The 18,501-nt window shown below is 73.1% G+C and carries 22 protein-coding genes; 6 read left to right on the plus strand and 16 right to left on the minus strand.

All coding sequences use genetic code 11. The features are described from left to right. Positions 1–33: 33 nt before the first annotated feature. From ACX9MN_RS05110 to ACX9MN_RS05130, 5 genes are all read right to left on the minus strand, one after another. Positions 34–375 (minus strand): hypothetical protein, encoded by a 342-nt coding sequence (locus ACX9MN_RS05110; RefSeq protein WP_082557710.1) that lies wholly within the window; start codon positions 373–375, stop codon positions 34–36. Positions 376–416: 41 nt separating this feature from the next. Next, complete coding sequence (locus ACX9MN_RS05115; RefSeq protein WP_489723840.1) at positions 417–1,928, minus strand: DUF2336 domain-containing protein; 1,512 nt, start codon at positions 1,926–1,928, stop codon at positions 417–419. Then, the gene (locus ACX9MN_RS05120) at positions 1,925–3,034 is read right to left on the minus strand and encodes a lytic transglycosylase domain-containing protein (RefSeq protein WP_489723841.1); all 1,110 of its coding nucleotides are present in this window, start codon (positions 3,032–3,034) and stop codon (positions 1,925–1,927) included. The genes ACX9MN_RS05115 and ACX9MN_RS05120 overlap by 4 nt, the downstream gene beginning before the upstream one ends. A gap of 89 nt (positions 3,035–3,123) precedes the next feature. Continuing rightward, positions 3,124–3,753 (minus strand): flavin reductase family protein, encoded by a 630-nt coding sequence (locus ACX9MN_RS05125; protein ID WP_489723842.1) that lies wholly within the window; start codon positions 3,751–3,753, stop codon positions 3,124–3,126. Positions 3,754–3,764: 11 nt separating this feature from the next. Continuing rightward, on the minus strand, positions 3,765–4,328 hold the full coding sequence (locus ACX9MN_RS05130) for a nitroreductase family protein (RefSeq protein ID WP_100251030.1): 564 nt from the start codon (positions 4,326–4,328) through the stop codon (positions 3,765–3,767). Positions 4,329–4,481: 153 nt separating this feature from the next. Here ACX9MN_RS05130 and ACX9MN_RS05135 point away from each other — a divergent pair, with 153 nt between their 5' ends. After that, complete coding sequence (locus tag ACX9MN_RS05135) at positions 4,482–5,399, plus strand: hypothetical protein (protein WP_489723843.1); 918 nt, start codon at positions 4,482–4,484, stop codon at positions 5,397–5,399. 30 nt (positions 5,400–5,429) lie between these two features. On the opposite strand, the gene ACX9MN_RS05140 is transcribed toward ACX9MN_RS05135, so the two are convergent. After that, the gene (locus ACX9MN_RS05140; RefSeq protein ID WP_489723844.1) at positions 5,430–6,317 is read right to left on the minus strand and encodes a DMT family transporter; all 888 of its coding nucleotides are present in this window, start codon (positions 6,315–6,317) and stop codon (positions 5,430–5,432) included. A gap of 279 nt (positions 6,318–6,596) precedes the next feature. Between ACX9MN_RS05140 and ACX9MN_RS05145 the strand changes: the two genes are divergently transcribed. Beyond that, on the plus strand, positions 6,597–6,995 hold the full coding sequence (locus ACX9MN_RS05145) for a PRC-barrel domain-containing protein (RefSeq protein WP_020091631.1): 399 nt from the start codon (positions 6,597–6,599) through the stop codon (positions 6,993–6,995). 51 nt (positions 6,996–7,046) lie between these two features. On the opposite strand, the gene ACX9MN_RS05150 is transcribed toward ACX9MN_RS05145, so the two are convergent. Further along, positions 7,047–7,289 (minus strand): hypothetical protein, encoded by a 243-nt coding sequence (locus tag ACX9MN_RS05150; protein WP_020091630.1) that lies wholly within the window; start codon positions 7,287–7,289, stop codon positions 7,047–7,049. 281 nt (positions 7,290–7,570) lie between these two features. On the opposite strand from ACX9MN_RS05150, the gene ACX9MN_RS05155 reads away from it, so the two are divergent. The 4 genes from ACX9MN_RS05155 (at position 7,571) to ACX9MN_RS05170 (ending at position 9,012) form a co-directional block, all read left to right on the plus strand. Then, positions 7,571–8,065, plus strand: coding sequence for an HD domain-containing protein (locus ACX9MN_RS05155; protein WP_020091629.1), 495 nt, complete (start codon positions 7,571–7,573; stop codon positions 8,063–8,065). Between the two features lie 109 nt (positions 8,066–8,174). Further along, positions 8,175–8,381 carry a hypothetical protein gene (locus ACX9MN_RS05160; protein ID WP_020091628.1) on the plus strand — a complete coding sequence of 69 codons (207 nt, stop codon included), beginning with the start codon at positions 8,175–8,177 and terminating at the stop codon, positions 8,379–8,381. Positions 8,382–8,501: 120 nt separating this feature from the next. Then, a complete protein-coding gene (locus ACX9MN_RS05165) occupies positions 8,502–8,759 on the plus strand; it encodes a hypothetical protein (RefSeq protein WP_489723845.1) in 258 nt (85 codons plus the stop codon). Between the two features lie 94 nt (positions 8,760–8,853). After that, positions 8,854–9,012, plus strand: coding sequence for a hypothetical protein (locus ACX9MN_RS05170; RefSeq protein ID WP_165923055.1), 159 nt, complete (start codon positions 8,854–8,856; stop codon positions 9,010–9,012). Positions 9,013–9,197: 185 nt separating this feature from the next. Here ACX9MN_RS05170 and ACX9MN_RS05175 read toward each other — a convergent pair whose 3' ends face one another. From ACX9MN_RS05175 to ACX9MN_RS05215, 9 genes are all read right to left on the minus strand, one after another. Continuing rightward, positions 9,198–9,386, minus strand: coding sequence for a hypothetical protein (locus tag ACX9MN_RS05175; RefSeq protein WP_020091625.1), 189 nt, complete (start codon positions 9,384–9,386; stop codon positions 9,198–9,200). A 344-nt stretch (positions 9,387–9,730) separates the two neighbouring features. After that, entirely contained in the window at positions 9,731–11,419 is a 1,689-nt protein-coding gene (locus ACX9MN_RS05180) for a methyl-accepting chemotaxis protein (RefSeq protein WP_489723846.1), read from the minus strand. Positions 11,420–11,646: 227 nt separating this feature from the next. Further along, entirely contained in the window at positions 11,647–12,096 is a 450-nt protein-coding gene (locus tag ACX9MN_RS05185; protein ID WP_020091622.1) for a DUF3617 domain-containing protein, read from the minus strand. 260 nt (positions 12,097–12,356) lie between these two features. Next, positions 12,357–13,625, minus strand: a complete 1,269-nt coding sequence (locus ACX9MN_RS05190; RefSeq protein ID WP_489723847.1) for an MSMEG_0569 family flavin-dependent oxidoreductase — start codon at positions 13,623–13,625, stop codon at positions 12,357–12,359. Next, positions 13,622–14,803, minus strand: coding sequence for an MSMEG_0565 family glycosyltransferase (locus tag ACX9MN_RS05195; protein WP_489723848.1), 1,182 nt, complete (start codon positions 14,801–14,803; stop codon positions 13,622–13,624). Before ACX9MN_RS05195 ends, ACX9MN_RS05190 begins: the two co-directional genes overlap by 4 nt. Continuing rightward, positions 14,800–15,795: a sll0787 family AIR synthase-like protein gene (locus ACX9MN_RS05200; RefSeq protein ID WP_489723849.1), complete on the minus strand. Its 996-nt coding sequence runs from the start codon at positions 15,793–15,795 to the stop codon at positions 14,800–14,802. Before ACX9MN_RS05200 ends, ACX9MN_RS05195 begins: the two co-directional genes overlap by 4 nt. Continuing rightward, positions 15,792–16,334 (minus strand): MSMEG_0567/Sll0786 family nitrogen starvation N-acetyltransferase, encoded by a 543-nt coding sequence (locus ACX9MN_RS05205; protein ID WP_489723850.1) that lies wholly within the window; start codon positions 16,332–16,334, stop codon positions 15,792–15,794. The genes ACX9MN_RS05200 and ACX9MN_RS05205 overlap by 4 nt, the downstream gene beginning before the upstream one ends. After that, the gene (locus ACX9MN_RS05210) at positions 16,334–17,437 is read right to left on the minus strand and encodes an MSMEG_0568 family radical SAM protein (protein WP_489723851.1); all 1,104 of its coding nucleotides are present in this window, start codon (positions 17,435–17,437) and stop codon (positions 16,334–16,336) included. Before ACX9MN_RS05210 ends, ACX9MN_RS05205 begins: the two co-directional genes overlap by 1 nt. Continuing rightward, positions 17,391–18,467 carry a Nit6803 family nitrilase gene (locus ACX9MN_RS05215; RefSeq protein WP_056521589.1) on the minus strand — a complete coding sequence of 359 codons (1,077 nt, stop codon included), beginning with the start codon at positions 18,465–18,467 and terminating at the stop codon, positions 17,391–17,393. Before ACX9MN_RS05215 ends, ACX9MN_RS05210 begins: the two co-directional genes overlap by 47 nt. Positions 18,468–18,501 lie beyond the last annotated feature (34 nt).

The raw sequence follows: 18,501 nt of genomic DNA on the forward strand, positions 1-18,501 counted from the left end.
TAAGTTCCGGGCGCCCGCCTCGGATCTGAGCCGTCAGAGCACGAAACGCCCGAGCTCGTTCGCCGGGAAGGTTCGGAAGCGCCGGTATCCGCCCTGCACGGCCTGGGCGAGGGACGCGACGCCCGCGAGATCGCCCGCCTCGGCCCTGCGGGAATCCGCTTCGGTCAGGACGAGGCCCACCGTGATCGAGACCGCGCTGATCGCGACCGGCACGGCGAGAACGTGTCGGCCGGTCAGCCCGTCGGAGGCGACCACGTCGACCGCGTAGAGGCTGAACAGGTAGGCGCGCTCAGCGATCAGCGTCCGCGCCTCCGCCAGGACGTAGCGCGGCTCCTCCCCCGGCAGCCGGCGATATCGGGAGATGTCCGGTGCCATCGCTCCCCCGAGCGGCGAGCCTTGGCGGATTCAGGCGGCGATCAGGCGGCGATCCGCTCCGGCTTATCCTCGCTCGCGGCCGGCTCCGGCCCGGCGGGGTCCCGGCTGGCGCGGAAATGATCGAGGATGCTGTCGCCCAGACCGTCGAGCACGAGGTCGGTCGCGGCCTGGACCTCCGGGTCGACCTCCTCGGGCCGGTACCAGGCCAGGATCTGCTCGGGCAGCGCGTCGAGGATCGCGCCCACCGGGTTGACCGGCTCGGCCTCGGCAGGCCCGTCCGCGGCGTCGGCGATCGCCACGACGACCGGGGTCGCCGTATCGGTCTCCTCCGCGAAGGCGGTCCGGCGCTGGCTCTCCAGGGCGGCGCGCCACGCGGCGTCGGCGGCCTCGGCCTCACGGCGGGCGGTCTCGCGCGCCAGCGCCTGGGCGGCGATGGCGCGGGCCACCTCGCGCGCCTCGTCGCGGGCCGCCTCGGCCTCGTAGCGGTTGAGCAGCGTGATGACCGGGTGCATCTCCGGATCCGACAGGTCGCCGCAGGCCGAGATGGCGGATTCGATGAGGCGCCGCGACAGGCCGGCTCCCCGGACCGGGGCCGCCCCGCGGGCGAGATCCTGCCACGCGGAGAGCGCCGCCTGCATCGCCGGCAGGAGCGCGTCGGGCAGCCCGGCGCGGTCGTGCAGGTCCGCGAACAGGCGCGTGTCGCGCATCGCCCGGGCGACCCCGGCATGATCCTGCCCCGACAGGTCGGACAGGGCGGCGAGCGCGAAGTCCGTCCGACCCGAGAGCACAGCGCGCAGGATCAGGCCCGCGGTCAGCTGACGGGTCGCGCGCAGATGCGTCACCAGCCGCGTTACGGCGGCCGCACCGGAGCCCTCGCAGGCCTCGAGCGCCACGCGCTCGCCGGCCTCGCGACTCATCCGGTCGCAGCGCTCGGTGCCGAGCCAAGCGCGGTCGGTGACGAAGTCGGTGAGCGCCCGCGCCACCGCGATCCCGAGGGCATGGCGCACCTCCGGCGGCAGGTCGGCGCGGGCGAGGAGCGCCTCGCGCAGGGCGGCCTCGTCGCCGCGGCGCTCGATCATGCGCAGCATCCGGCCCGCGGTGATCTTCGCCGTCGGATTGGCCGCGAGTACGACCAGCGTGTCGGTCTCGCCGATCTCCGCCAGGGCGCCCGCGACCGCGTGCGAGAGGTGGTGCCGGGCGGCGATCACCGCGCGGGTGGCCTCGTCACCGAGGGCGGCCGCGTCCACGAGGTCGGCGTCGGTGAGGACCGGCGAGCGGGCGAGCACCGGCCGCGCCACTTCGGGAACGTCGGAGGACAGAGCGACGACCAGCGGGCGCGGCGCCCGCGCCGAGGCCGCGCAGGTCTCGGCGAGCGCCCGGCGCACCAGCGGCGACGGGTCGTCGAGGAGCGCGAGCAGCGCGGTCTTGGCCTCCCAGGCCGCGTCGGCGCCCAGGTCGCCGTAGAGGTAGGTCCGGGCCAGCGTCGCGGTCGCCTCGGCCCGGCGCTCGGCCGAGGCGTCCTGCGTCCAGGCCAGAAAGTCGCGGATGATCATCGACCGCTCCGGGGGGCGAACAGGCTGGTCCTGCTGCCGGACATGTACGCCGCGGCCGCGAGTTCCGCGGGTCGGCGGGGCGGCAGCGGCGGATTGAGGAGGGCGGCGCCCGGCGGCGTCGCCGCCGGTCGGGCCGATGCGCCCGTGACGGCATCCGTGATGGCACCCGTGACGGCGGGCTCCGCGACGGCGACGCGCGGTGGCGGCTCGGCGTAGGAGCGCGGGAAATAGGTCGGCGCCGCGTGCTGCACCGGCGCGGCGCTGTTGCGCGCCTGCCAGAGACGGGCCGCGGCGTCGGAGGCCGCGCCGCGCTGGTCCGTCTGGAACAGGCTGCGCAGGTCCGAGGTCCCGCCGAACGCGGTCGCCGCGCTGGCGTAGGCCGAGACGGCCTGCGGCGCCGCGGCGCCGTCCTGGCGCAGGCCGGTGAGGTCGGTGGCCGCGGCGCCCTGGGCCGCCGCCGAGAGGCTGGCATAGAGTTCGGCAGCACTCCGCGGCCGGCCGGCGCGGTCGTAGAACAGCGCCCGATTGGCACCGGCCGCCTCCGGCAGGTCGAGGGCGGCGGCGCGCTCGGGGAAGGCGCGGGCGGTCGAGATCAGGGCGGCCGCGCCCTTCGCGCCCAGCACGTGGGCCGCGTAGAGATCGCCCGCGGTCGGCTCGCGGCCGAGGGCGCCCGTGAGGGCGTCGGCGTTCTGCTGGGTCAGCGCGCCGGCCAGCGTCGCGGAGATCTTGGGATCGCGGCGCAGGTCGAGGATCGCCTGCCGCTGGCCCGCGTCGGGAACCGTGTAGGTGCCGTCCGACTGCCGGGTGATCGCGTCGGCCTGCGCCTGCAGGCCGAGCCGCGGCCCGGCATTCTTCATCACGCCGAGCCAGGTCTGCTCGATGAACTGGAACAGGCCGGTGGCCGAGGACGTGCCGGCCTTGGCGGCGGGATCGAGGGCGGATTCCCGCCGCGCCGTGGCGAGGAGATAGTCGAAGCCGACGCCGCTCGCCGTCGCCCCGTCGCGGATGGCCTGGACCACCGGCCCGGAGGCGGGCGTGCCCGGCAGCGCCCGCGCCTGGGGCGGCGGGCTCTCCGGTGGGCTCGACGGCGTGGTGAACAGGAACATCCGGGCGGGCACGGTGCTGGAGACCGCCCGAACCTGCGCCCGCTATGGTAAACAAGTCCTCAATCGGCCGCGCGCGACCGGTTCCTGTTTCAGGACCCGGTGAACTCCCCCGCGCCCTTCGGCCGGCGCATCTGGAAGCGCGTGTCGGCGGTAGCGTGGAAGTAGTCGAAGTACCCGCCGCGCATGATCGGGTGCATCGCCGCCGTATCGACCATTCCGTCCGCGACGTACCGCTCGTCGACGTAGATCGATACCACCTGCCCGATCACCAGGAAGTTCTCCGCCTCCCCGCCCGAGAGGGGCACCAGCGGCACGGTCTGGAGCCACCGGCACTCCAGGGCCGCCGGCGAGGCGGCCACGCGCGGCGGCCGCACCTTCTGCGAGGGCGCGGTCTCCAGGTTGGCGAAGGCGAACTCGCTCGTTCCGCGCGGCAGCGGCGCCGAGGAATCGTTCATCCCGTCGCGCAGGTCCCAGGTGGCGAGGCTGCAGACGAACTCCCGGCCCTCCTCGGCGAAGGTCATCGCGTCCTTCCGGCCCGAGGAGGAGAACGCGACCATGTTGTCGGCCACAGCGTTGAAGAGCGAGTAGGGCGCGAGGTTGAGCGCGCCCGCGCGGTCCATGGCGCTGATCCAGCCGATCGGTCGCGGCGCGACGATGGCCTTCAGCGGGTTGTGCGGGAGGGCGCGCGACTCGCGCGGCAGGTCGAGGTCGTAGTGCACGGCCGGTCCCTTCAGAGGTAGGTGACGATCTCGTCGAGGGCCGGCCGCGGCCGGTCGGATGGCACCTCGCGCGCCCGGCCGATATGGACGAAGCCGGCGAGCTTCTCGGTGGGCGCGAGGCCGAGGGCGTCGAGCACGCGGCGGTCGTAGGCGAACCACTCGGTCAGCCACGACGTGGCGAAGCCGGCGGCGTTCGCGGCGATCACGAGATTCATGGTGGCGGCACCGGCGGAGAGCACCTGCTCCCAGTCCGGGATCTTCACGTGCGGACCCGCCCGCGAGACCACCGCGACGACGACCGGCGCGTGGGTCAGGCGGGCGCGTTCCTGCGCGAGCCGCTCGGGCGCCGCGTCGGGATTGTCGGCCGCGAAGGTCGCCGCGATGACCTCGCCCACCTTCGCCCGGGCCTCGCCGGCGATGACGATGAAGCGCCAGGGCGCGAGCTTGCCGTGGTCGGGCACCCGCGAGGCGGCCGTCAGGATGGTGTCCAGCTGCGCCCTGTCGGGCCCGGGTTCGTCCAGCAGCGCCGGCGGCACCGAGCGTCGGGTCTTCAGGAGATCGAGGGTGGCGGTCATGCGCTCCGTCCCGGTATCGCGTCCCGACCGGGATGTGGCATGCGCGGGCCGCCGGTGGAAGAGCGGCCTTGCCGCCGCCACGGTCGGGAGTCAGAGGCAGGCCCGGACGATCCGGTGCCGCGACCGGCGAGACGAGCAGAGAAGGGCCGACCGATGCGCATGAGGCTTGCAGCGACCGCGCTGGCGATGCTCGCCGCCGGCCCGCCGGCCGCGCTCGCGCAGCAGGACCCGTTCCAGAACCGGCTCGGCGGCGCCCTGCCCTCGCCGTCGATCACGACCCCGAACCTGCCGCCGTCCCTGCCCCCGGCCGAGCCGGACGCGCAGCTGTCCCTGTCGGCGCTCCTGTCGGGACCGGGCACTGCCCTGCGCCAGGGGCTCGCGTGGCGGATCTACGAGGATCGCGGCGACGGCACGCGGCCGTCGATCGTCGCCCGCTCGACCGAGGCCGAGCCGCATTTCACCCTCGCGCCGGGCTCCTACGTGGCGACCGTGACCTACGGCTTCGCCAGCGCCTCGAAGCGGATCGTGATGGGCGGGCAGCCGACGACCGACACGCTGCGGGTGGCCGCCGGCGCCCTGAAGCTCGCGGGCGCCGTGGGCGATCAGAAGATCCCGGCCGGTCAGGTGATGTTCTCGGTCTTCGTCCCGGTGGGGACCAATTCCGAGGGTCGGCTCGTGCGCGCCGGCATCAAGACCGGCGAGCTGCTGCGGCTGCCGGAGGGCACATACCACGTCGTCTCGACCTACGGAGAATCGAACGCGATCCAGCGCGCGGACCTGCGCGTCGAGAACGGCAAGGTCACGGAGGCGACACTCAACCACCGCGCCGCGACGGTGACCCTGAAGCTCGTCGCCGCCCCCGGCGCCGAGGCCTTCGCGGGCACCGCCTTCTCGGTCCTCACCCCCGGCGGCGACACGATCCGCGAGGCGATCGGCGCCTTCCCGCAGGTCACCCTGGCGGAGGGCGACTACGTGCTGATCGCCCGCCACGACGGGCAGGTTTACACCCGCGAGTTCAAGGTCGAGAGCGGGCTCGACCGCGACATCGAGGTCGTGGCGAAGTCCGGCTGACGCTCCCGGGCCGACAACTCCGCGCCGTTCTCAGGCGAAGCGCCGCGCCAGCGCCACGCAGGCGGCGACGGCCAGCGCTGCGGCGATCATCGCCGGCTCGATCCGCTCGCCGAGGACCATCGCGGCCACGCCGAGGCCCAGGAACGGCTGCAGCAGCTGCAGCTGGCCGACCGACGCGATGCCGCCACGCGCCAGGGCGCGGTACCAGAACACGAAGCCGATGAGCATGCTGAACAGCGCGACGTAGCCGAGGCCCGCCCAGGCCGGCAGCGGGATCGCCGCCAGCTCGGCCGGCCGGAGCAGCAGCGCGATGGGCAGGCTCACGGGCAGCGACAGGACGGTGGCCCAGGCGATCACCTGCCAGCCGCCCAACCGGCGGGCCAGGACGCCGCCCTCGGCGTAGCCGAGCCCGCAGAGCAGGATCGCGGCCAGCATGAAGGCGTCGCCGGGACCCGGCGGACCGTCGAGCCCCCGCGCGGCGAAGCCGACCGTGACCAGCGCACCGGTGATCGAGAGCAGCCAGAAGACCGGTGACGGCCGCTCGCCGGAGCGCAGCGCGCCGAACAGGGCGGTGGCGAGGGGCAGCAGGCCGACGAAGACGGTGCCGTGCGCGGCGCCGACCGTGCGCAGGGCCAGGGCGGTGAGGAGCGGGAAGCCGACCACGACGCCCGCCGCGACGATGGCGAGCGCCGGGAGATCGGTCCGGCGCGGGCGCGCCTGCCGGAGCGCCAGCAGGGCGGCCGCGCCGGCGAGGCCGGCGAGCGCCGCCCGGGCCGCGCTCAGGAACAGGGCGTCCATGCCGGTCAGCGCGAGGCGCGTCGCGACCAGCGACGCGCTGAAGATCGCGACGCCGATGAGGCCGTCCACCCAGGCGCCGGTCGCCGGTCCGCGCGTCGTCTCGATCACTCCCCCCGCCACGGATGTCCCCTCCCGATACGTGCGGGTCCCGGCATGCCGTGCCGGGGCGCGGTCGGCCAGGAACGGTCGGGGCGCCGCCGGCCAATCTGTCCCGGTCGATCTTCGATACAGTTAGCCACCCCGTTCACCGCGCCGGAGCCTCGTGAGGGGTGTCGCCGCGCGGGTCGCGCGCCGGCCGAAGGTTCCATGTTCCGCGCATTAACATTTCCGTGCAGTCGCGGAACGATGCGCCCGAGGCGGCCATTTCAGACCACCCATACCGGGCCACTGGAGTACACCATGCGCCGCCTCGTCATCGCCGCCTTCGCCGCCGCCGCCCTCGCCGGGCCCGCGCTCGCCGCCAACGAGGCGCCGCAGACGGTCGCGCCCAAATTCGAGACCGTGCCGCAGGACGCGGTGCTCAGCTACAACCTCATCGGCCTCAACGTGACCGACGCGCAGAACAACACGGTCGGCGAGATCAAGGACCTCGTGATCGATCACGGGAAGCTGGCCGGTTACATCGTCTCGGTGGGCGGCTTCCTCGGCCTGGGCGAGCGCTACGTCGCGGTCTCGCCGAGCTCGATCGCGCTCGGCTACGACGCCGACGCGAAGAAGTGGAAGGCCATCATCGGCGCCAGCAAGGACCAGCTGAAGGCGGCGCCGGAGTTCAAGTACGAGGGCAAGTTCAAGCGCTGAGGCGCACCGCCGCGGCCGGGCCCAGCGCCCGGCCGACCCGGCGCCCCGCACTCAGACGGAGGCGTCGAGGGCCTGTCGCGCCAGGCGGGCGACGAGGGCCTCCCGCTTGGCCTGACGCAGAACGATCCGCGCCGCGGCCCGCGCGTTGGACGCGCGCAGCTCGGCCCGCGGGCCGCCGTCGCGCAGGGCGCGCCACGCCAGCGCGCGGAACCAGCGAACGTTGGCCAGCGCCGCCGCCCTGCGGCTCAGCGGCCCGCCGACATCCAGCGGCTTCTCGAGTGTTCCGGACGTCATGGTCTCGATCCTGAAGCGCGACTCGCCGCTTGTCCGATTATGGAACAACAGATGGCGATTCCACGGGAGCTGAGCAATAGTGTTGCCAACGTGAACTTTTGAATCGAGCGCGAAGACTGCGCATCCACGAAATGAGGTAGTCCCGCCCCGGGACGGCATCCGGCGACGGGGCGCCCCGCGGCGGGCGACCCCGCGGGAACGCCGCGGCGGGGACCCGACTTCCCGGAACGGGAAGCCGGTGCGGCGCCGATCCGGGCCGGTCGATCTGGAGAGCCGGTCGCGTGCCGACGATTTTCGATGCCCATACCTTCGCCCTCACGGCCCATGCGGGTCAGCTCGACAAGGGCGGCGAGCCGTGCATGCGGCACCTGGAACGCGTTGCGAACGCCGCCCAGACCCGGGCCGGTCACGCCCGACTCATCGACGGGCTCGACATCGACCCGATGCGAGTCATGCAGGCGGCGCTCCTGCACGATGTGCTGGAGGACACGCCGCGCACGGCGGCGGACCTCCGCGCCGCCGGCTTCGAGGCCGACATCGTCGAGACGGTGACGCTTCTCACGAAGCCGCAGAGTCGGATCGCTTATTCCGAGCGGATCACCACCCTGATCGCGGCCGGCAACCTCGCCGCGCTGCTGATCAAGATGTCCGATACCGAGGACAACCTCTGCCCGACCCGGATCCCGCCGAACGCCGCGTTCCTGCGCGAGCGCTACGCGACGGCGTTTGAGCGCCTGAAGGCGGCGGCGGCGGCGCGCGGGTACACCGGCCGCTGAGCACCAACCCAGGCGGGGAACATTCGCGCGAGCGTCCGGTAGATCCTGCAACGCCCGGGCTGACCGCCGAGGTTCCGGACCCGGGGATGTGAGTGCCGGAGAAGCGCCGATGACACCGTCGACCCGTTCACCCGCCGCGATCAGCGACGAGGGGCGCCACGCCCGCGACCGCGGCGATCCGATCACCGCCAACCCCTATCCGGCGGATTCGGAATCCTGGGCCACCTGGGATCGCGGCTACCGGATGCCCGACGAGCAGGCGCGCGCCGCCACCCCGGCTGCGGTCCGGGAGGACGCGCCACCGGAAGCATCGTGATCCGGGACCCGTGCCGGCCGGTCGCCGACGCGGTCGGAACAGCGGCGGTGGCGCGGGGTTGCCCGCACGACCGGTAACGGCTCCGCGAGCGCGATTGCCGGACCGAGAGGGAGATCCGCCATGAAGGTCACGAGTCTCGCCATCGCCGCCCTCCTCGCGGCCGCGATTCCCGCCACGGCAGCAGAGAATGCCGGCAGCGCGACCAGCCGGTCGGGCACGGCAAACAGCACCGGCCCGAGCGACGCGGGGTCCGGCTCGACACCCGGCGCCGCCGGGAGCGGCCCGTCGACCGGCTCGATGAGCCGCTCCGGCACGACGAACAGCACCGGTCCGAACGATGCCGGATCCGGCTCCAAGCCGCTGGCCGGCGGCCGCTGACCGGACCGCGTCGCGCAGCGAGCGGCGCGGAGATCCTGTTTGGCGATATCGCCAAACAGGATCTCCGCGCCCTCACACGCCAAAGGGAGGATCCATGCCGCTAGGCACCCGCATCGCACTCGCCGCCCTTCTGCTGCTCGGCCTCGCCGCCTGCGACGACAAGCAGGCGCAGAACAACACGCCGACGAAACCCGACTCCACCAAGATGGAGCCGCAGACCGACCAATCGGCGCCGAACACGCAGAAGCGCTAGAGCCGTTCCCGAACGGGGCAGGTGCGGACGGGGACGCTCGCCGAGCCGCCGCTGTTCGTGGCGCGGGTCCGTTCCCTCTGTGGCGGAGGCCACACGTCTCTGCGGCCCGACCGGGGAACCCGATCATCCGGACCGTCGCGACACCTCCGGGGTCGGCACCGGTGACGGTTGAGAATCCCGGTCGGTCAAGTCCGGATCGGCGAGGGACTTGTCTCGGATTGGCCGGTGGTTGCGCCGGTCGGCGGATCGCCGGACGGGTCGGCGATCAGCGGTACGGCGGCGCCGAAGCCGAGAGCCGCCTCGACGAGGATATCGTCGAGTGCGTCCGCGACCCACACGGCGCCGTCGAGGACGGATGTCAGGATTCGAGTCATCGGCACCTCCCTCCCGCATCCCGGGTCGCCGCCGCCGGACGGCGGCGACCCGGGATGCGGTCTTCAACCGGTTCGCACCCGCCGTCTCAGACGAAGTGCATCGGGAGGGCACGGTCCAGGATCTCGACGTAGGTCCCGGCGAGAACCGCGACGGTGGCGGCGGCGACGGCCGTGGCGAGGGCGAAGCGGGCAACGAGGGTCATGGAAGTCTCCATCAGGTCCGCGACTGTGTTCGCGGTGTAACCCTGATGTAAGCTCAAGCTTTCCCCGCCGAGGTGCTGCGGCACACCCCGGCGATGAACTGGCCGGAGCGGCCTATATCGCCGGGCTCCTCAGTCGGCGCGTCAGGCGGCGCGCACGGTCGCGAGGAACCGACCGACCTCGGCGGACAGGTGCTCGGACTGGCGCGACAGCTCCGACGCCGCGCCGAGAACCTGGCTCGCCGCCGCGCCGGTCTCCTCCGCGGCGCCGGCCACGCCGGCGATGTTGCTGGTCACCTCGCCGGTGCCCTGCGCGGCCTGGGTGACGTTGCGGACGATCTCCTGCGTCGCCGCGCCCTGCTCCTCGACGGCGGCCGCGATCGAGGTGGCGACGCTGTTGATCTCGCGGATGCGCCCGGTGATCGTCCCGATGGCGGAGACCGCCTGACCGGTCACGCCCTGGATCCGGCCGATCTGACTGGAGATCTCCCCGGTCGCGCGGGCGGTCTGCTCCGCCAGCGCCTTCACCTCGGAGGCGACGACCGCGAAGCCGCGGCCCGCCGCGCCCGCGCGGGCGGCCTCGATCGTGGCGTTCAGCGCCAGGAGGTTGGTCTGACCGGCGATCGAGGAGATCAGGCCCACCACGTCGCCGATCTTGGCGACGGCGCCGCTGAGTTCCTGCACGAGGGCGCCGGTCTCGTCCGCCTCGCCGGCGGCGGAGCGGGCCAGCTCGGCCGAACCCTGGACCTGGCGCCCGATCTCCTGGACGGAGGCGCCGAGCTCCTCGGCGGCGGCCGCGACGGTGCTGACGTTCGAGGCAGCCTCCTCGGCGGCGGCCGCGACCGCCCCCGACTGCGCCGAGGTCTGGCCTGCCATGGCCGACATGGAGCCGGCGGTGGCCTGCAGCTCGGTCGCGGAGGCCGAGACCTGCCCGACGATGCCGCCGACCGCCGCCTCGAAGCTGTCGGCCATCTGGCGCATGCCGATCCGGCGCTGCTCCTCGGCGGCGAGGCGCGCCTGCGCGGTCTCGGCCTCCAGCGCCTTCATCTGGATAAGGCCCTGCTTGAACACCGCGACGGCCGACGCGATGGTGCCGATCTCGGTCTTCTCGCCCTGATGCGGGATCTCGGCCGACAGGTCGCCGGCGATCAGCGCCTGCATCGGCCGCACCACCGCGGCGATGCCGCGGGTGACGCCGAGGACGATGATCACGCCCGACAGAGCGGAGACCGCCACGGCGAGAGCGATCGCGACGAGGCTCACCGTCCAGGTCTCGTTGAAGACGGCGGTGCCCTGCGCCTGCGCGGCATCGGCGCCGGCGTTGTTGATGGCGATCAGCTTCTCGAGGGCCTTGGAGGCGGCGCGGCGCGGGATGAGGCCCTTCGTCTCGTAGAGCTGATAGGCCTCGGTCTTCTTCCCGGCGCGCGACAGGTCGACCACGTCGTTGCGCACCGTCTTGAAGGTCTGCGATTCCTGGTTGAACGCGTCGAAGAGCGACCGCTCTTCGGGCGAGCTGAGCAGGCCCTTGTAGACCCCGACCCGGTCGGCCAGCTTCCGGTCGAAGCTGTCCATATCCTTCTCGATGCTGGCGAGCAGCGCCGGATCGGTCGCCTGCGTGTGCCGCAGGAGAAGGCCGCTGCTGCGGGCGGTCAGCGTGTCGATCTCGCCCAGCGCCCGGATGCTCGGCAGCCAGTTCGTATCGATCTCGACCGCCTGCTCGCGCAATTTGCGCGTACTCACGAGCCCGAGCACGCCGAGCCCGATCACGAAAACGGTCAGGACCGAGAAGGCCACGACCAGCTTTGTACGAATGGAGACACTCTGTAGCGACACGGCGGCCTCGACGGAGCCGAATAGAACAATTCTGCGGCTGCACGACGCACGATTAGCGAAATGTATTTAATATCCGCTAATCAGACCTTCCCCTGCATCGCGGGCTGTCGCTCGCCGTCTCACGGAGGGATGCCGGTTTCGCGGCATGGATCTCCGCGGCGGCGCCCAGGGGGACGCGGGGCGGCACCCGACGGGCTCGCCCGCGCCCGAGGCGCCTGCCGGTGTGCCTATCGGGCCGCCGGCTGGGGCATCTTCACGATCTTGCCGTCGGGCAGGATGATGTCGCCCGGGCTCTGTCCGGCCGCGCAGGGACCGATGTAGGTGGCGTCGATCACCATCTGGCGTCGCACGGGCTCCTTGGCGTTCGGCATGCCGGTCAGCGTCGTATCCACCTCCATGTGGATCTTGCTGTTGAAGTCGCCGCTGATCTCAGTCGTGCCCGCGGCCGAGATCGGGCCGAGCTTGCACTCGGTCTCGCCCTTGTAGCCGGTGCTCGTCTTGACGATGGTGCGCTTCGCGCAGTTCTGGCCGCCCCCGAACGCGGCCTGCGCGATCTGATCGGTCTTCTCGTCGATGCATTGACGCGCGGTCGTGTTGCCGTCGGGCGACGTGGTCTTGCTCTCCCACAGGCCGGCCTTGCGTGCCGGCAACGTCTCGGCGGAGGCCACACTGGTCATCACGGACAGAATCGCCGCAATTCCGATACCGACGGTACGTGCTCGCATGGATGATCCCTGGATCTGACGCGACTCAGGCGCCGCAACGGGGCGTGGCTAACCGATGCGATACAGGCGAACAAGTCGATCCTGGACCAGCGTTCGCTCCGGAACACTGGAGGGGATCGGCACTTCGGCCGCGGATACCCGGCGTGACCGGTCCGAATGCCGGGATGACCGAGGGGAGGCCCCGCCCTGGTTCGACCCGGCGGTGATCCGGCTCACACCGCCCGCTTCAGGCCGACCGCACCGGCGCCGAGACGCGCCGCGATCACCTGCACGATGTACTCGGCGTCGCGGCCGACCGCGCCGAAGCGGCCCGAGCCCCAGGTGTTCAGCCAGGGCAGGCCGATGAAGGAGATGCCCATCTCGGCCGTGACGCCGCGCCTGTGCTTCGGCTGGCCGGCGCCGTTGAACACGGACGCGTCGAGCCACCGGAAATCCGGCGCGAAGCCGATGCACCAGACCACGCTGGCGATGCCGGACCCTTCGAGGGGGAGCGCGGTGACCGGCTCGCCCGGCTCCCAGACCGGCGCGTAGGGCGCCTGGACCGGCGCCGCGATGCCGGCCGCGTCGATATGGGCATCGATGGCCGCGTTGATGCCGTTGTAGGTCCGGTCGGCCTGGTCGAGCGCGGGCCGGAGGTTGTCCCGGAAGCGGAGCGCGCCCGCCGCGTAGTCCTCGAGCACGCCGTAGAGCGCCACGCCCTCCAGGGCGAAGCGGCGCAGGTCGATGTCCCGGCCGCCGTCGCGACCGGTCACGTAGTGGTTGGTGTTGTCCCGGACGCCGTCGCGCAGCGGGTGATCGTCGACGGTCTTCTCGTAGTAGCCCATGTCGGCGAGCCACGCGACGACGTCGCGGCCGCGGTAGAAGCGGGCGCAGCGGGGTGCGTCGCCCACGGCGAGATGTACCTGCCGTCCGGCGAGATGCAGGTCCTCGGCGATCTGCGCGCCGGACTGCCCCGAGCCGACGACCAGGATCGCGCCGTCGGGCAGCTGCGCCGGGTTCCGGTACTGGTTCGAGTGGATCTGGGTGATCGCGGGCGGCAGCTTCTCGGCCATGCGCGGGACGATCGGCGTGTGGTAGCCGCCGGAGGCCACCACGATCTCGTCGGCGGTGTAGTCGCCCTCCGAGGTCCGGACCGCGAACACGCCGTCGTCGCGCCGCGCCACGCGCGTGACCGCTACGCCCTCGCGGAGCGGCGGCCTCACCTTGACGACGAAGGCCTTCAGGTAGGCGACGATCTCGTCCTTCCTCATGAACCCGTCCGGGTCCGGCCCGTCGTAGGGGTGGCCCGGCAGGTCGCACTGCCAGTTCGGGGTGACGAGGCAGAACGTGTCCCAGCGCTGCGTCGCCCAGGTGTGCGCGGCCGTGTGCTTCTCGAAGACGAGGTGCGCGATGCCGCGCTGCTTCAGGTGGTAGCTGACCGAGAGGCCAGCCTGGCCGCCGCCGACGACGGCGACGGGAACGTGACGGGTCGTTGTCGTCATGGCTGCAACTCCGTGAAGGCTGCCGCGCCGCGGGCGCAGGCGGCGTAGGCGTCGCGGTGACGCGTCGCGCAGGCGCGCCAGGAATGGGCGGCCGCGCGCGCGAGCCCCGCCGCCCGCAGGCGGGCGCGGGTCCGCGGTTCCAGCGCCGCCGCCATGGCGGCGGCGATGCTGTCGGGGTCGGCGGGATCGACGAACAGCGCGTCGGCCGGCGTCAGGTACTCGGTGAAGGGCGGTCGGTCGGAGACGATCGCCGGCGTTCCGCAGGCCATGGCCTCCAGCACGCAGAGGCCGAACCCCTCGGTCCAGGACGGGAAGGCCAGCAGGTCCGCGGCCCGGTAGAGCGCCGGCATGTCGGCCTGCGCGACGGGCCCCGTCTCGATGACGGCCGCGCCGCGGCCCTCGTCCAGACCCGCGGCGACGAGGGTGGCGCGGCAGCGTTCGCGGTAGCCGGCGTGGTCGAGGAGCGAGGCGCCGCCCGCGACGACGAGCTGGGCGTGCGGGTGGCGCGTCCGCAGGCGCGCGAACCCCGCGATGATGCCGAGGCTGTTCTTGCGCTCCTCGAGGCCACCGACGCTGAGGACGATCGGACCCGCGCCGAGCCCCCAGCGCGCCCGCAGAGCCGCGTCGCCCTCCGCGGCCGCGGGGCGATAGACCGACAGGTCGACCCCGTTGCCGACGATCCCGGCCTCGGCGCCGATCGCGTCCCTGATCCAGTCGGCCCACAGGCGGCTGACGCAGAGCAGCCGGCCGGCCTCGCGGATCGCGCGGTCCTGCCAGCCCGCGAGGACGGGGTCGGCGAAGCTGTCGACGTGGTGGACGGTCCGGACGAAGCCCGGGATCAGGCGCCGGTGCTTCAGGGTCGCGAGGGCGTTGCCGCCGATGCCGTCATGGGCGTGGAACACGTCGAAGTCGCGGGCCGCCGGGCTCGCGAAGTGGCGCAGGTAATCGTGGATGCGGGCCCGCACGAGGTCGGTCGTCCCGCCAGCGACCGGCTCGGCGGCGACCGCCACGGTGGGGCAGGACGCGTCCCGGAAGAACCCGCGGCCGGACGGGTCGGGCGCGTGGACCACCGCCGCGTGACCGAGTTCGCACAGGGCCTCGGCGAGGGCGAGGCAGTGGGCGACGCCGCCGCGCGGGTTGGTGGAGTGGGTCAGGAGGGCGACGCGCAGCGGCTTCACGGCGTCGCCCCCGGGCCGTCCCTGCCGCAGCCGATCAGCGGGCCGGCGGCGAAGTCCCAGACGACGGCCTCGGCGCCCGAGGCGTCCCGCACCCGGACGGCCCGGCCGGCGTCGAGGCCCCCGATCCGGGCCGCCGCGATGCCGCGCTCGGCGAAGCGCGCGGTGACGGCCGCCGTGCGGTCGGGGCGGACGCTCACGAGGTAGCCGAAGCTCGGGAACGCCGTCAGCCAGCGCGCGAGCGGGACGTGGTCGGGCCGCGGGATCGCGTCGAGGTCGATGACGCCGCCGACGCCGGAGCATTCGAGCAGCATCAGGGCCGTACCGACGATGCCCGCCATGCTGATGTCCTTGGCGGCGCCGGCCAGGCCGTCCTCGGCGAGGCCCGGCAGCAGGGCGAGGTCGCCGCGCAGCCGCGCGCCCGGCGCGCCGGTCGAGGCGTCCCAGTAGGGGTGCGGGTCGCGGAAGCGCCCGCGCAGGTCGATGGCGGCGACGAGGTCGTCGCCGGGCGCGGCGTCGAAGCTCGTCAGCAGGCGCGGTCCCGCCCGGCCGAGCACCGCGACCGCGAGGTTGCTGGCGGCCGCGCGGGTGTTGGTGTGGCCGCCGACCACCGGGACGCCGTAGAGCGCGGCGGCGTCGGACAGGCCGGCCAGGATCGGGTCTGCGGCCCCAGCGTCCCGGGCCCAGAGGGCGTCGACGACGGCGAGCGGGCGCCCGCCCATGGCGGCGACGTCGCTCAGGTTGACCATGATCCCGCAATAGCCCGCGAAGTACGGATCGTCGGCCACGAAGCTGTCGAGGAAGCCCTCGATGGCCAGCAGCAGGTGCCCGTCGCCGTCGGGGATCGCCGCGCAATCGTCGCCGACCGGCACGGCCGCGTGCCGGCTCCCGAGCCCGAGCCGCCGCACCACCGCGTCGATGTCGCGCTTGTGGCCGACCCCGCGGGCCTCGCGGATCTGGCGGGCCAGCGCCCGGATGTCGATCCCGGCGGTCACGCGGCCCTGCGGAAGGTGAGGAGGCCCTGCTCGGGATCGTGCATCGGCGGGTAGGCCGCGAGGTCCGCCTCCATCAGGCGGTGGGGCCGCCCGTGCAGGTCCAGCGCGTCGAGGCTCTCCCAGTGCAGGGCCTCGAACAGCGCGACGTTGCCCTCCTGGACATGCGCGAGGAAGCGGGTGCAGCCCCGCGCGTGGGCCGAGGACACCGCGACCCGGATCAGGCCGGTGCCGAGGGCGGCGGCGCTGCGGAACGGTTTGGCGACGGCGAGACGCGAGCCCCACCACGTTCCCGGGCGCGCGCCGTCTTCGTGGATCCGCACGGTGCCGACGACGGCGTCCGCGTCGCCGCCGAGCGTCGAGAGGGCGCAGACCGGGATGGCGTGCGCGTCGATCGCGTCGCGATCGTCCGCCCTGAAGATCCCCTGCTCCGCGCAGAAGACCTGCCGCCGCAGGGCCGCGCAGGCGCGCCGCTCCCAGGGTGCGACCGCGAATTTCACCCGGAAGTGGCTGGGCCGGTACGGCGGAACGGGGTCGAACATCAGGCCGCCTCCCCCGCGCGCTCGTAGGTGGAGAGCGCCGAGCAGGCACCGCACCGGCCGCAGCCGGCCTTGATGTCGGTGGAGCGCAGGTTCGCCCGCCCCAGCATCTCCGCGAGCGGCTTCAGGACGGCGTGCATGAAGTCGGGCCCGGGGGCCGGATGGCTCTCCAGCGGCGTGCCGGAGATCGGCACGAAGGGCACCACGAACGGGTAGACGCCCATCCCGATCAGCCGGTCGGCCATCGCGAGGATCGCCTCCGGCGCGTCGCCGAGGCCGGCGAGGATGTAGGTGGAGACCTGGCCGCGCCCGAAGACCGGGACAGCGGCCGCGAAGGCGTCGTAGTACCGCTCCAGCGGCACGCCCGCCTTGCCGGGCATGATCCGCGCCCGCACCTCGGACGTGACGGCCTCGAGATGCATGCCCAGCGCGTCGATGCCCGAGGCCTTCATCCGCTCGAACCAGCGGTCGTCGTCGGGCGGCTCGCACTGGGCCTGGATCGGCAGGTCGACGGCCGCCTTCACCGCGAAGGCGCTCTCACACAGGATCGCGGCGCCGCGGTCGGTGGCGTTCGGCGTGCCGGTGGTCATGACCATGTGCTTCACGCCGTCGAGCAGCACGGCGGCGCGGGCGACCTCGGCGAGCTGCTCGGGTGTCTTGCGGGCCACCGTGCGGCCGGCCGCCAGCGACTGGCCGATCGAGCAGAACTGGCAGGTCTTCGCGCGGCTCTGGTAGCGGATGCAGGTTTGCAGCACCGTGGTAGCCAGCACGTCGCGCCCGTGCAGAACGGCGATTTTCGCGTAGGGCACGCCGTCGAAGGTGGAGAGGGCGTAGAAGCGCGGGCGGCCCGGGAAGGTGACGTGGCCGACCACGACGCCCGCGTGCTCGATCACCGCGATCCCGTCCGCGTCCGGCGGGCGCACGAGGAAGGGCGAGTCGAAGGAGGCCTCGGTGTGGACCGGCACCATCACGGTGCGGCCCGCGATGGTCATCGCCTTGTGGTCCGAGGGGCCGGCGCCGCCGCGGCGGCTCGGCGCGCCGGCGCGGCTGTCGGCGAGCCTAACGCCGCAGGATTGCAACGCGTTGATCAGGCGCTCCGTCGGCATCCCGATCAGGCCCGTCGGGGCCGTCGGGGATATGGGACGGCGCGTCGGAAGCGGGCTGCTGTTCATGGTCGGGGCTCCGGGGGGCGGTCTGCGAACGGGCCGGCCGCTGCACGAAGGCGGCCGGGCGGTCGTCGTGGAGCAGGCTGAGGAGCTCCGGCCGCGCGTAGTGGCCGACCGAGTCCATCATCCGCTTGCGCTTGGTCACCAGCGCGAGATCCATGTCGGCGATCAGGATGCCCTCGCCCGGTCCCAGGGGATCGGCGAGGTGCTTGCCCTCGGGCGACACGATGGCGGTGCAGTTCCCGCCGCGGCAGGCGCCGCGCAGGCGCTCGTCCGGGCAGACCTGCGCGACCTGCGCGTCGGTGAGCCAGCCGGTGGCGTTGACCACGAAGCAGGCCGCTTCCAGGGCGTGGTGGCGGATCGTCACCTCCATCTGATCGGCGAAGATCTGGCCGACGAGGGAGCCCGGGAACTGCGCGGCGTGGATCTCCTCGTGGCCCACCATCAGGGCGTAGCGGGCGAGCGGGTTGTAGTGCTCCCAGCAGGCGAGCGCCCCCACGCGGCCGACCGCCGTCTCCACCACGGCGAGGCCGGCGCCGTCGCCCTGCCCCCAGATCATGCGCTCGTGGTAGGTCGGCGTGATCTTCCGGCGCTTGAGCTTCAGGGCGCCGTCCGCGTCGAAGATCAGCTGCGCGTTGTAGAGCGATCCGTGATCGCGCTCGTTGACCCCGACCACGATCACGGCCCCGTGGCGCCGTGCGGCCGCGGAGATCGCCTGCGTCACCGGACCCGGCACGGCGACCGCACGCTCGTAGAGGCGCAGGTGCTCGGGCCCCTGGAGCGCGGGCGGGAGAACGAACGAGAAGTAGGGATAGTAGGGCACGAAGGTCTCGGGGAAGACCATGAAGCGCGCGCCCTTGGCGGCGGCCTCGTCGACGGCGTTGAGCACGCGCTCCAGGGTGCCGTCCGGGCGGTCGAGGTCCGGCGCGATCTGGATCGCGGCAGCCCGCACGATCCGGGTCTCTGACATGGGTGGTCCTCCGGCTGAGCCAGCGGCTGCGCGC

The organism is Methylobacterium sp. 1A (genome assembly GCF_058072805.1).